The sequence below is a fragment of the Neisseria subflava genome, from assembly GCF_003044645.1.
GTDB lineage: Bacteria > Pseudomonadota > Gammaproteobacteria > Burkholderiales > Neisseriaceae > Neisseria > Neisseria subflava_B.
Genome location: NZ_POXL01000005.1, coordinates 85233 through 98589 on the forward strand (window position 1 = coordinate 85233; position 13357 = coordinate 98589).

The window sequence follows — 13357 nt, forward strand, 5'->3', positions numbered from 1 at the left end:
TAGGTGTAAAAATACTATATGTAGTATTTTAAAAACATAAACAATACTAGATATGGTATTTTATGCCATATAAAACTGCTAGCATATTAATTTGTCATGCATTTTTGTATATATAAGCTGTTGAATTTTAAGTGTTTAGTGTTTCATTTCAGATAAAGGGTTGATTTGACCTGATTGTCAAAATTTCTTATAGTGTCGGTTAGTGGGGCATAGTGGGTGAAAGTGGTTACTTTTTCCTAAAAAGTGTTCCGTAGAAGTGAAAACGAAATATTTTAGGAAGGTGGGATTTTTAATCCCACTCTAGTTTTATTTTAATCGAATTTGGGGTGTGATGTGTTTGGCGGTGCTCATGAATTGAGTATGGACAGTAAAGGGCGGTTGGCGATTCCTGCCAAATTCCGCGATATTTTGCTGCGCCGTTATACGCCTGCAATTGTGGTCACACTGGATTCCCGAAAAAAATTATTGATGTACCCCGAGCCCGTTTGGGAAGAAAAAGCCGAGCAGATTTTGAAGTTGAAAGTAGCCGGCAATGAAGCTTTGCAACGGTATCAGAATTTGCTGCTGCACAATGCGGAGATTTTGGAATGGGACAGCGCCGGACGCGTTTTGATTCCGGCCAATCTGCGCAAACGCGTGGATTTTGAAAAAGAAGTTACTTTGGTTGGCCGTGCAAACCGTATGGAGTTGTGGGGTCGCGAACATTGGGAAGAGGAAATGAATCAGGCTTTGGATATCGATCCTGATGAATTGGCTTTCCAATTGAGTCAAACGGATTTGCAATTGTGAGTAAAGTTGAAAATTATCAGCATGTTACTGTCTTGTTGCATGAGGCGGTGGATGCGTTGGCAATCCGTGAAGACGGGATTTATGTGGACGGTACGTTCGGTAGGGGAGGGCATTCCCGACTGATTTTGTCGCGTTTGGGTGAGCAGGGGCGTTTGGTTGTTTTTGACAAAGACCCCGAGGCGATTGCGGTAGCTAATGAATTGGCAGAGCAAGATAAGCGCGTCAGTGTCGTACACAATGGTTTTGAAACATTTCAGACGGCCTTGGATGAGTTGGGCATCGATAAGATTGACGGTGCGCTTTTTGATTTGGGGATTTCGTCGCCGCAAATTGACGATGGCAGCCGCGGATTCAGTTTCCGCTTTGATGCGCCGTTGGATATGCGGATGGATCCGACTCGCGGGATGTCTGCGGCAGAATGGATTGCAACCGCATCCGAACAGGATTTACACGAGGTAATTAAGAATTATGGTGAAGAGCGGTTTAGTCGCCAGATTGCGCGCGCCATTGTTGCGCAACGCGAGGAGAGTCCCATCGATACAACCCGCAAGCTGGCGCAGCTTGTGGCGCAAAACGTCCGTACTCGTGAGCGCGGACAAGACCCTGCTACGCGCACCTTCCAAGCAGTTCGCATCTTTATTAACCGCGAGCTCGAAGAGGTAGAGGCAGTTTTGCCGCAGGTTGCAGGCCGTCTGAAAGAGGGTGGACGCTTGGCCGTCATTGCGTTCCATTCGCTGGAAGACAGAATTGTGAAGCAGTTTATTAAAAAATATTCGCAACATGCGCCTTTGCCCCGTTGGGCGGTGGTCAAGGAAGCGGATTTGCCTCAACCGCCTTTGAAGGCTGTGGGCAAAGCAATCAAACCGGGTTCGACAGAGACTGAAACCAATCCGCGTGCGCGCAGTGCAGTTTTGCGTGTGGCGGAGCGCAGCAGCGGCGAATTTTCGGTTGTTGACTAGGGAAAGCGTTTCGGCATTGTCGCAAGGGATGTTTCTGTTGACAGGCCGTCTGAAAGTTTGAAATGGGTAAGTTGAATATTTTATTACTGGTTTTGGTGACGGTTTCTGCCTTTGCCGTAGTGTTTAAGCAAAACCAGTCGCGCTTGCACTTTATCGAGTTGGATAAGGCGCAAAAGCGGGAAATTCAGTTGGAACAGGATTACGCGCGCTTGAAACTGGAGCAAGCAAGATTGGCAAACCACAAACTGATTAAAGTGGCGGCCGAAAAGCAACATCTGCTTCCGCCGGGTGCGCATAATACGGCTATGCTGGAACGCAAAAAATAAGAATACAGAGCCTTGCATTGGTGCAAGATTTACGGGATTTGATGGCTCACTGAGCAGCTAAGTCATGAGAAGTTCAACATGTTAATTAAGAACGAATATAAACCTCAAATGCTGTCTGGAACAACAAAAACGAAAAAACCGCTGACAAGTAACGGACGTATCGGTTTGGTGCTGGGCGCTGTTGCTCTGGCATTTACTGGTCTGTTGGTACGCGGGGTTTATCTGCAAACCAGTCAGCATGAATTTTTGAAAAATCAGGGCGACCAACGTTTTGTGCGTACGCTTCCGCTACCGGCATCACGCGGTATGATTACCGACCGCAATGGTGCCACATTGGCTTTGAGTGCGCCTACCGAGTCATTGTATGCCATGCCTTCCGGTATGGAGGAAATGCCGACTGCAGAACAATTAGAAAAATTGTCGGCCATTGCCGATGTGCCTGTTGAAGTTTTGAAAAATAAATTGTCTAAAAAAGACAAAGGCTTTATCTACCTGAAACGCCAACTCAGCTACGAGAAAGCAGAGGAAATCAAAGCATTGGGCATTAAAGGCATTGCATTCCAAAAAGAATTGAAACGCCATTACCCGATGGGCAATCTGTTTGCGCATGTTATCGGTTTTACCAATATCGACGGCAAAGGTCAGGAAGGCTTGGAGCTTTCCCGTGAAGACAGCCTGCGCGGTGAAGATGGTGCAAAAGTGGTATTGCGCGATAACAAAGGCAATATCGTAGACAGCCTCGACTCTCCGCGCAACAGCGTGCCTAAAAACGGCCAAGACATGATTTTGTCTTTGGATCAGCGCATTCAGACGCTGGCGTATGACGAGTTAAACAAAGCGGTGGCTTATCACAAAGCCAAAGCGGGTACGGTTGTGGTATTGGATGCTCAAACCGGCGAGATTTTGGCTTTGGTCAACAGCCCGGCTTACGATCCGAATCAGCCCGGCCAAGCCAATAGCGAACAGCGTCGCAACCGCGCCGTAACCGATATGATTGAACCAGGTTCTGCCATGAAGCCGTTTACCATTGCCAAAGCATTGGATTCCGGAAAAGTGGATGCAACCGACACATTTAATACCCTGCCGTACAAAATCGGTCCGGCTACCGTACAAGATACCCACGTTTATCCTACTTTGGATGTGCGTGGCATTATGCAAAAATCTTCCAACGTCGGTACCAGTAAACTTTCTGCCATGTTTACGCCTAAAGAAATGTACGATTTCTATCACGATTTAGGTGTGGGCGTGCGCATGCATTCAGGCTTTCCTGGTGAGACTGCAGGTTTGTTGAGAAGCTGGCGCAGATGGCAAAAAATCGAACAGGCAACTATGTCTTTCGGTTATGGCCTGCAATTAAGCTTATTGCAATTGGCGCGAGCCTATACTGTCTTGACCCATGATGGCGAATTGTTGCCGGTCAGCTTTGAAAAACAGGCGGTTGCGCCTAAAGGCAAGCGCGTCATCAAAGCCTCTACTGCAAAAAAAGTGCGCGAGTTGATGGTTTCCGTTACTGAAGCCGGCGGTACCGGTACTGCCGGTGCTGTGGATGGTTTCGACGTAGGTGCGAAAACCGGTACGGCGCGTAAACTGGTCAATGGTCGCTATGTGGACAACAAACACGTCGGTACGTTCATCGGCTTTGCTCCGGCTAAAAATCCACGCGTGATTGTGGCCGTTACCATCGACGAACCGACTGCCAACGGCTATTACGGCGGCGTGGTTGCCGGTCCTGTATTCAAAGAAGTCATGAGCGGAAGCTTGAACATCTTGGGCGTTTCCCCGACCAAGCCTTTGAGTAATACCGCTACTGTCAAAGTACCGTCATAATCCAAACAATCAAAGAGATATTGTTTATGTTCAGCAAGTTAACCCCCTTGGCTGAAACCAACTTTCCGCCTCTGCTGTGTGAAAACGCAGCAGGGCGTTTGTTGCATTCAGACAGCCGACAAATTAAACAGGGTGATATTTTCGTTGCCTGTCATGGCGAATATACAGACGGCCGCAGCTATATCCCTGCCGCCATCGCCAACGGTGCAACCTTTGTTTTTTGGGATGATGACGGCAAATTTACATGGAATCCTGAATGGAACGTTCCCAATCAAGGCATTAAAGATCTGAAACATCGCGCCGGTATGTTGGCGGCACAGGTTTACGGCAATGTTTCAGACGGCCTTAAAGTTTGGGGAGTAACCGGTACCAACGGTAAAACCTCTATCACACAATGGCTGGCGCAAGCTGCCGATCTTCTGGGCGAAAAAACCACTATTATCGGCACGGTCGGCAACGGTTTTTGGGGTGCATTGGAAGAGACCACGCATACCACGCCAGCTCCCGTTGATGTTCAAACCCTGCTCTACCGCTTCCGCCAGCAAGGCGCAACAGCCGCCGCGATGGAAGTTTCCAGCCATGGCCTTGACCAATCGCGCGTCAACGGCGTGCCGTTTCGCAGTGCAATCTTCACCAATCTCACCCGCGACCACCTCGATTACCACGGCACCATGGAAGCATACGGTGCCATCAAATCGCGCCTGTTCTACTGGCATGGTCTGCAACACGCCATTATCAATGTCGATGATGAATACGGTGCAGAACTGGTAGGCCGTCTGAAAAAAGACTGTCCCGATTTAGCCGTTTACGGTTACGGCTTCAGCGAGCAAGCCGATATTTGTATTACCGATTTCACCGCTTCTTCAGACGGCATGGAAGCCGTATTCCAAACCCCGTGGGGCGAAGGAACATGCCGTACCCGTCTGCTCGGACGATTCAACGCGCAAAACCTCGCCGCCTGCGTTGCCTTGCTGTGTGCCAACGGTTATCCACTCAATAACGTTTTGGAAGTACTGGCAAAAATCCGTCCCGCTTCAGGCCGCATGGATTGCATTATGAACAGCGGCAAACCTTTGGTTGTTGTCGATTATGCCCACACGCCCGATGCACTGGAAAAAGCACTCTCCACTTTGCAGGAAATCAAACCGCAGGGCGCGGCTTTGTGGTGCGTATTTGGCTGCGGAGGTAACCGTGACCGTGGCAAACGCCCATTGATGGGTGCGGCAGCCGTGCAGGGTGCCGATAAAGTTGTCGTAACCAGCGACAACCCACGCTTGGAAAATCCTCAAGACATCATCAACGATATTTTGCCTGCCGTGCCTCATCCTGAACGCGTCGAAGTTGATCGTGCCGTTGCCATCCGTTATGCGGTTGAGCAGGCTGCCGCGAACGACATCATTCTGATTGCCGGTAAAGGGCATGAAAACTATCAGGATGTACAAGGCGTGAAGCACCATTTCTCCGATTTTGAAATCGCAGAAAAAGCATTGGCAGAGCGCAGATAGACCATATCGCAAATGTTCAGACGGCCCGAAACCTCAAGGCCGTCTGAAAAAGATTTAAACCTATACAATAAAAGCAATACGACACACGCATTACGGCACGTCAGCCATTAAACCCATCACAGTTGTTTGTTTCGGAAGACTTTTTAACAAGGCCGTCTGAACAACAAGGAGACCGATTTGATGCTGAAAATGCCGACAAAAACCTTATTAATCAGTGCAGCCGTAGTTTTATTCGCAGGCTGTACAACCAAACAACTTCCGCGTCCAACTGCTGAAATCGAGCAGTTGAGGGCGCAACAGCCTCCGGCCGAACAAAGCCTGCCTAATCCTGTTAAAGGCAAGCGTTTTGACGACACTTGGGGCGCGGCGCGCAGTCAGGGGCGCAGGCATGAAGGTGTGGATATTTTTGCTAAGAAAAACACGCCGATACGCAGTACCACGCCCGGTATCGTGACCAAAATCGGACGCAACCGATTGGGTGGTAAAGTTATCGGTATTCAAGGGCCGGGTGCTTGGCATTACTATGCCCACCTCAATAAATTTGCCCGTATCCGTCTGTATGAACGAGTAAAAGAAGGACAGGTCATCGGCTATGTCGGTAAAACCGGCAATGCCAGAACCACACCGGCCCACCTGCATTACGGGGTGTATCTGCCGGGCGGTGCAGTAAATCCGTATCCGTTGATTAATCAGGAAAGATAAAATTTTCAAACGTCGTCTGAAATAAATTTTGAAACAAATAATAAGGGAACATTATGGGTATTTTTCGCTGCAATAAATGCGGTTACATGAATGAGCATTACTACGAATCCGGAATGAGTGAAATTGCTTGTCCAAAATGCACGGCTCCGGTTAAGGTTTACGACACTTTATTTTTTGTCAGTAAATTGTTGGAACGTTATTTTTCAGTGAACCGGGAATTGCAGGCTTTGAAGCAACAGGAAGACGGCAGGGAGGAAAATGCACAGCAAGATACTGGTTCGGAAAATCAAAATTATAATCTGCTGGCAGGCGTCAATTTATCGGAAACCGACATTTTAGCTACTGAAAAACAGCATGAACCAATACGGCAATGGTTTGCCCGAGCCAATATTGTGCCGATGTTTGACTTTCAGGCGGTCAATATGAGCGGTTTTTTTGATGAGGCTGCCACTAAATTGGGCAGCAATTATCAGATTACTAAAAATATGTTGGGGCAGATTAGTCGGGCATATAGTCACAACCACACAAGCATTAGTTTGGATATAGGTAAAATGTCGCAAAAAGATGGGCAAACAATGAATAATCTATGTCGACAATTTTATAGCCATACTCTGTTTTCTAAGTATTTCTATCAGAAACAGGAAAAAATTGTTCGCTTGAATCTGCAACGTGCTACTGCCATCAAGCACTTTTTTTGTGGTGGTTGGCTTGAATGGTTTGCGCTGGGCAAAATGCTTGAAGAAGCAAAACACAAAGGTAAGGATTATGCTTTTTCTTGCGCTCGAAATGTAAAAGTCAAATTCGACAATGAAGATAAACAGGAGTTAGATGTTGTATTTTTGCCGATGGGTAAAGAGCCAGTTGTGGTGGAATGTAAATCAGGGGAGTTCAGACGAGACATTGAAAAATATGTACGCTTGAAAAAACGATTGAATTTGCCGGATGACCGCTTTGTGATACTGGTTGCCGATTTAGAGGAAAGCCAGGCAGTGGCATTAGGCAGTATGTACGGTTTAACTTTTGTTACACCTAAATCTATGATGAAACATTTACAGATGGTTATGTGAGGCCGTCTGAAAAAACAAACAAAAGAAACCATGAAACCACTAGACCTAAATTTCATCTGCCAAACGCTCGGCCTTCCGATGCCGTCTGAAAATCAACCCGTTTCGCGTATTGTTACAGACAGCCGCGATATTCAAGAAGGTGACGTATTTTTCGCGCTTGCCGGTGAGCGCTTTGACGCGCATGACTTTGTTGAAGATGTATTGGCAGCGGGGGCAACGGCAGTTGTGGTTTCGCGCGAAGATTGTGCGGCTTTGAAAGGCGCATTGAAGGTTGATGATACGCTTGCGGCTTTGCAAAAACTGGCGAAGGCGTGGCGTGAAAATGTGAATCCGTTTGTCTTCGGTATTACCGGCTCTTCCGGCAAAACGACGGTTAAAGAGATGTTGGCCGGCGTATTACGTCATCGGTTTGGTGATGAAGCTGTGTTGGCAACTGCCGGCAATTTCAACAATCATATCGGCCTGCCGCTGACTTTGTTGAAACTGAACGAAAAACATCGTTATGCCGTCATTGAAATGGGCATGAACCATTTTGGCGAATTGTCTTTGCTGACCCGAATCGCAGGTCCGAATGTTGCTTTGGTTAATAATGCCTTGCGCGCGCATGTCGGTTGCGGTTTTGATGGCGTCGGCGATATTGCTAAAGCAAAAAGTGAAATCTACGAAGGTTTGCTTTCAGACGGCATTGCGCTGATTCCGTGCGAAGATGCCAATATCGCTACATTTGAAGCCGCTACTGCGCAATTGAACGCTCAGACTTTCGGCGTTGCCAGAGGCGATGTCCATGCAGAAAATATTGAGTTGAAACCGTTGTCCTGCGAGTTTGATTTGGTGCGTGACAATGAACGTGTTACCGTGGTACTGCCGGTCCCCGGCCGTCACAATGTGCATAATGCCGTAGCAGCGGCGGCTCTGGCTTTGGCAGCAGGTTTGAGCCTTGCCGAAGTTTTAGACGGCCTGAAAAATTTCAGTAATATCAAAGGCCGTCTGAATATCAAGCAAGGCATTAAAGGCGCGACTTTGATTGACGATACTTATAATGCCAACCCTGATAGCATGAAAGCCGCCATTGATGTGCTCGCCGCTATGCCTGCACCGCGTATTTTTGTGATGGGCGACATGGGCGAATTGGGTGAGGATGAGGCAGCCGCCATGCACGCCGAAGTTGGCGCGTATGCACGGGATAAAGGTATCGAGGCTGCGTATTTTGTCGGCGATAACAGCGTTGAAGCGGCAGAAACATTTGGCGCGGAAGGTTTGTGGTTTGCTGACAAAGATCCGCTGATTCAAGTGTTGAGCCACGACTTGCCTGAACGCGCTACTGTATTGGTTAAGGGCTCGCGCTTTATGAAGATGGAAGAAGTGATTGAGGCGTTGGCAGCAACAACCGCGTAAATGGCCGTCTGAAATATGAAAAAGATTTTACTATTGACTGGTTTGCTGATTGCCGCGTTTTATGCCGGAATGAAAGTACAGGCATTTATCTATGAAGATACCTGCTTGGATTTAGGCGGCGGAAAGAATCCCGGAAACTATCCGATTTGCGTGGTAGAGAAATAATCTTACTCAATAAGGCCGTCTGAAATTTCAGACGGCATACCGATTTATTTTTAATTGGGCAATAAGCCCACTGTAACAACAAAAACAAAAAAGGAAGCCCCATGTTTTTATGGCTCGCACATTTCAGTAACTGGTTAACCGGTCTGAATATTTTTCAATACACCACATTTCGTGCCGTGATGGCTGCGCTGACTGCTTTGGCGTTTTCTCTATTGCTTGGTCCGTGGACCATCCGCAAGCTGACTGCGCTTAAAGTCGGCCAAGCCGTCCGTACCGACGGCCCTCAAACCCACCTGATCAAAAACGGTACGCCAACCATGGGCGGCTCGCTGATTTTGACCGCCATTACCGTGTCCACAATCTTGTGGGGCAACTGGGCAAATCCTTATATCTGGATTCTCTTAGGCGTCTTGCTTGCTACCGGCGCACTCGGTTTTTACGACGATTGGCGCAAAGTGGTTTATAAAGACCCTAACGGCGTGTCTGCCAAATTTAAAATGGTGTGGCAGTCCAGCGTTGCCATCATTGCCGGTTTGGCGTTGTTCTACCTAGCGACAAATTCCGCCAACAATATCCTGATTGTTCCCTTCTTCAAACAAGTTGCCTTGCCGCTTGGCGTAGTCGGCTTCTTGGTATTGTCCTACCTGACCATCGTCGGCACATCCAATGCCGTTAACCTGACCGACGGCTTGGACGGCTTAGCCGCATTCCCCGTTGTACTTGTCGCCGCCGGTCTTGCTATCTTTGCCTATGCCAGCGGCCACTCCCAATTTGCCCAATACCTGCAATTGCCTTACGTTGCCGGCGCAAACGAAGTGGTGATTTTCTGTACCGCCATGTGTGGCGCGTGTCTTGGCTTTTTGTGGTTTAACGCTTATCCGGCACAAGTCTTTATGGGCGACGTCGGCGCGCTCGCGCTTGGCGCGGCGCTTGGTACTGTTGCCGTCATCATCCGCCAAGAATTTGTCCTCGTCATCATGGGTGGCCTGTTTGTTGTTGAAGCCATTTCCGTTATGTTGCAAGTCGGTTGGTACAAACGCACCAAAAAACGCATCTTCCTGATGGCGCCGATTCATCATCATTACGAACAAAAAGGCTGGAAAGAAACCCAAGTCGTCGTCCGTTTCTGGATTATCACCATCGTCTTGGTGCTGATTGGTTTGAGTACCCTCAAAATTCGCTGAACCTATGCCGTCTGAACACCTTTCAGACGGCATTTGAACGCGCAATAAACCTGCGGCGGCAATCCGCCCTGCCTTATCGTTAACGGCGGCTGAAACCCGCCTTATACTGAAACAGGAGAGAAACCATGAAACAACCAACCAAATGGCTTGCCGCCGCCCTGATTGCCTTGGGCTTGAATCAAGCGGCATGGGCAGCTAATGTACCGGATTTTCGGGAAACCTTGCAGGCGGCAGAACGGGGGAATGCAGCAGCCCAAACCGATTTGGGCAATATGTATAAAGATGGACGCGGCGTGCGCCAAGACGATGCCGAAGCGGTCAGATGGTATCGGCAGGCGGCGGATCAGGGGTATGCCGCCGCCCAAACCAATTTGGGCTTGATGTATGCTAACGGACGCGGCGTGCGCCAAGACGATGCCGAAGCGGTCAAATGGTTTCGGCAGGCGGCGGAGCAGGGGTTAGCCCAAGCCCAATACAATTTGGGCGTGATGTATGCCAACGGACGCGGCGTGCGCCAAGACGATGCCGAAGCGGTCAAATGGTATCGGCAGGCGGCGGCGCAGGGGTATGCCGACGCCCAAGCCAATTTGGGCGCGATGTATTACAAAGGGTACGGCGTGCGCCAAGACCGCGCCCTTGCCCAAGAATGGTTTGATGAGGCGTGTCAAAACGGAAGCCCAGCAGGCTGCTACAATTACCTACGCCTGAAGGCGGGTTATTAATCGGCTCGCGATGCCGTCTGAAAGCGGCTTGAGCAGGGGGCGGACATCCCCCTGCCCAATATGATTTGTTTTAGGACAAAACCGCTGAACCTATGCCGTCCGACCACCTTTCAGACGGCATTTGAACGCGCAATAAACCTGCGGCTGCAATCCGCCCCGTCCTATCGTTAACGGCGGCTGAAACCCGCCTTATACTGAAACAGGAGAGAAACCATGAAACAGACAGTCAAATGGCTTGCCGTCGCCCTGATTGTCTTGGGCTTGATGTATGTTATCGGACGCGGCGTGCTCCAAGACGATGCCGAAGCGGTCAGATGGTATCGGCAGGCGGCAGCGCAGGGAGATGTCCAAGCCCAAAACAATTTGGGCGTGATGTATGAAAATGGACGCGGCGTGCGCCAAGACTATGCCGAAGCGGTCAGATGGTATCGGCAGGCGGCAGAGCAGGGATTAGCCCAAGCCCAATACAATTTGGGCGTGATGTATGCCAACGGACAAGGCGTGCGCCAGGATGATGCCGAAGCGGTCAGATGGTATCGGCAGGCGGCGGAGCAGGGGGATGCCCATGCCCAAGCTTTGTTGGGCGTGGCGTATGACAACGGACAAGGCGTTCACCAAGACGATGCCGAAGCGGTCAAATGGTATCGGCAGGCGGCGGAACAGGGCGATGTTGAAGCTCAAACCAATTTGGGCGTGATGTATGAAAATGGACGCGGCGTGCGCCAAGACGATGCCGAAGCGGTCAAATGGTATCGGCAGGCGGCGGAACAGGGGTTGGCCCAAGCCCAATTCAATTTAGGCGTGATGTATGATAACGGACGCGGTGTGCGCCGGGATGATGCCGAAGCGGTCAGATGGTTTCGGCAGGCGGCGGATCAGGGGGTAGCCCAAGCCCAATTCAATTTAGGCGCAATGTATTACAAAGGAAGCGGCGTGCGCCAAGACCTTGCGCTTGCCCAAGAATGGCTTGGCAAGGCTTGTCAAAACGGATACCAAGACGGCTGCGACAATTACCAAATCCTGAAGGCTTACCAACGCCTGAAGGAGGCGGGTTATTGAACAGCTCGCGATGCCGTCTGAAAGCGGTTTGGGCAGGAGCGGACATCTCCCTGCCCAATATGATTTGTTTTAGGACAAAACCAAAATGACTTTTCAAAATAAAAAAATCCTCGTTGCCGGACTCGGCGGCACGGGTATTTCCATGATTGCCTACCTGCGCAAAAACGGCGCGGAGGTTGCTGCTTATGATGCGGAGCTGAAAGCCGAGCGCGTGTCGCAAATCGGTAAGATGTTTGACGGGCTGGTGTTTTACACGGGGCGTCTGAAAGATGCGTTGGATAATGGTTTCGATATTCTGGCGCTCAGCCCCGGCATCAGCGAGCGTCAGCCGGATATCGAGGCGTTCAAGCAAAACGGCGGGCGCGTGTTGGGCGACATTGAATTGCTGGCGGACATTGTGAACCGCCGCGGCGACAAAGTAATTGCAATTACCGGCAGCAACGGCAAAACCACGGTAACGAGCTTGGTCGGCTATCTCTGCATCAAGTGCGGGCTAGATACCGTTATCGCGGGCAATATCGGCACGCCGGTTTTGGAAGCGGAATTGCAGCGCGAAGGCAAAAAGGCGGACGTGTGGGTGTTGGAGCTTTCCAGCTTCCAACTGGAAAACACCGAAAGCCTGCGCCCGACTGCGGCGACGGTATTGAACATTTCCGAAGACCATCTCGACCGCTACGATGACTTGCTTGATTATGCGCATACCAAAGCCAAGATTTTCCGTGGCGATGGTGTGCAGGTTTTGAATGCAGACGATGCGTTCTGCCGCGCGATGAAGCGTGCCGGGCGCGAGGTGAAATGGTTTTCTTTGGAACACGAAGCCGATTTTTGGTTGGAACGCGAGACAGGCCATTTGAAACAAGGCAATGAAGATTTGATTGCCACGCAAGACATTCCGCTGCAAGGCTTACATAACGCCGCCAACGTCATGGCTGCCGTGGCTTTGTGTGGGGCTATCGGTTTGCCGCGAAATGAGTTGCTCGAACACGTCAAAACCTTCCAAGGCCTGCCGCACCGCGTGGAAAAAATCGGCGAGAAAAACGGCGTGGTGTTCATCGACGACAGCAAAGGCACGAACGTCGGCGCGACTGCCGCCGCGATTGCCGGTTTGCAAAATCCGCTCTTCGTGATTTTAGGCGGCATGGGCAAAGGGCAGGACTTCACGCCCCTGCGCAACGCGCTTGTCGGCAAGGCAAAAGGTGTGTTCTTGATTGGTGTCGATGCGCCGCAAATCCGCCGCGATTTGGACGGCTGCGGCTTGAATATGACCGACTGCGCCACTTTGGAAGAAGCCGTTCAAACGGCATACGCCCAAGCCGAAGCGGGCGATATCGTGCTGCTCAGCCCGGCTTGTGCGAGCTTTGATATGTTTAAAGGCTATGCGCACCGTTCGGAAGTGTTTATTGAAGCGTTTAAGGCTTTGTAAGGCCGTCTGAAAGATGAAAAGAGGGTTGGTCTTACCGTAAACCTTGTGTGTCATTGTCTCAAAGGTCGTCTGAAAACGTTAAGGCAGTTTCAGACGACCTTTTTGTAGCAACGGTAAACTTGTTCCTTGCCTTTATCCGGTGTTACTGTTTCTTAAAGTTTGCATATGCGGGCAAACGGCGAGGCGGCGGGCAGCCATGCCTGACCGAAAAAACGTGTGTTCATCAATCCGAAA

General features: G+C 50.0%; 13 protein-coding genes. All 13 read left to right on the top strand.

What is annotated here, in order from left to right:
* The first annotated feature begins 333 nt into the window (after positions 1–333).
* The 13 genes from mraZ to murD all read left to right on the top strand — a co-directional run bounded on the left by mraZ (position 334) and on the right by murD (position 13123).
* Complete coding sequence (gene mraZ / locus DBY97_RS06770) at positions 334–789, top strand: division/cell wall cluster transcriptional repressor MraZ (RefSeq protein ID WP_039861849.1); 456 nt, start codon at positions 334–336, stop codon at positions 787–789.
* Complete coding sequence (gene rsmH, locus DBY97_RS06775; protein ID WP_107857889.1) at positions 786–1748, top strand: 16S rRNA (cytosine(1402)-N(4))-methyltransferase RsmH; 963 nt, start codon at positions 786–788, stop codon at positions 1746–1748. The genes mraZ and rsmH overlap by 4 nt, the downstream gene beginning before the upstream one ends.
* A 62-nt stretch (positions 1749–1810) precedes the next feature.
* On the top strand, positions 1811–2074 hold the full coding sequence (gene ftsL / locus DBY97_RS06780) for a cell division protein FtsL (RefSeq protein ID WP_003681879.1): 264 nt from the start codon (positions 1811–1813) through the stop codon (positions 2072–2074).
* A 78-nt stretch (positions 2075–2152) separates the two neighbouring features.
* Positions 2153–3901, top strand: coding sequence for a peptidoglycan D,D-transpeptidase FtsI family protein (locus DBY97_RS06785; RefSeq protein WP_070826304.1), 1749 nt, complete (start codon positions 2153–2155; stop codon positions 3899–3901).
* A gap of 26 nt (positions 3902–3927) precedes the next feature.
* A complete protein-coding gene (locus DBY97_RS06790) occupies positions 3928–5406 on the top strand; it encodes a UDP-N-acetylmuramoyl-L-alanyl-D-glutamate--2,6-diaminopimelate ligase (protein ID WP_107857890.1) in 1479 nt (492 codons plus the stop codon).
* Between the two features lie 180 nt (positions 5407–5586).
* The gene (locus tag DBY97_RS06795; protein WP_107857891.1) at positions 5587–6108 is read left to right on the top strand and encodes a M23 family metallopeptidase; all 522 of its coding nucleotides are present in this window, start codon (positions 5587–5589) and stop codon (positions 6106–6108) included.
* 53 nt (positions 6109–6161) lie between these two features.
* Entirely contained in the window at positions 6162–7175 is a 1014-nt protein-coding gene (locus DBY97_RS06800; protein WP_107857892.1) for a DUF1887 family protein, read from the top strand.
* Between the two features lie 30 nt (positions 7176–7205).
* Positions 7206–8570: a UDP-N-acetylmuramoyl-tripeptide--D-alanyl-D-alanine ligase gene (locus DBY97_RS06805; RefSeq protein WP_107857893.1), complete on the top strand. Its 1365-nt coding sequence runs from the start codon at positions 7206–7208 to the stop codon at positions 8568–8570.
* A 15-nt stretch (positions 8571–8585) separates the two neighbouring features.
* Positions 8586–8735, top strand: a complete 150-nt coding sequence (locus DBY97_RS11435) for a hypothetical protein (RefSeq protein ID WP_049335337.1) — start codon at positions 8586–8588, stop codon at positions 8733–8735.
* Between the two features lie 101 nt (positions 8736–8836).
* A complete protein-coding gene (mraY, locus tag DBY97_RS06810; protein WP_004518887.1) occupies positions 8837–9919 on the top strand; it encodes a phospho-N-acetylmuramoyl-pentapeptide-transferase in 1083 nt (360 codons plus the stop codon).
* 125 nt (positions 9920–10044) lie between these two features.
* On the top strand, positions 10045–10641 hold the full coding sequence (locus tag DBY97_RS06815) for a tetratricopeptide repeat protein (RefSeq protein WP_107857894.1): 597 nt from the start codon (positions 10045–10047) through the stop codon (positions 10639–10641).
* 213 nt (positions 10642–10854) lie between these two features.
* Entirely contained in the window at positions 10855–11700 is an 846-nt protein-coding gene (locus DBY97_RS06820; protein ID WP_107857895.1) for an SEL1-like repeat protein, read from the top strand.
* Positions 11701–11785: 85 nt separating this feature from the next.
* A complete protein-coding gene (murD, locus tag DBY97_RS06825) occupies positions 11786–13123 on the top strand; it encodes a UDP-N-acetylmuramoyl-L-alanine--D-glutamate ligase (protein WP_107857896.1) in 1338 nt (445 codons plus the stop codon).
* Positions 13124–13357: the final 234 nt, after the last annotated feature.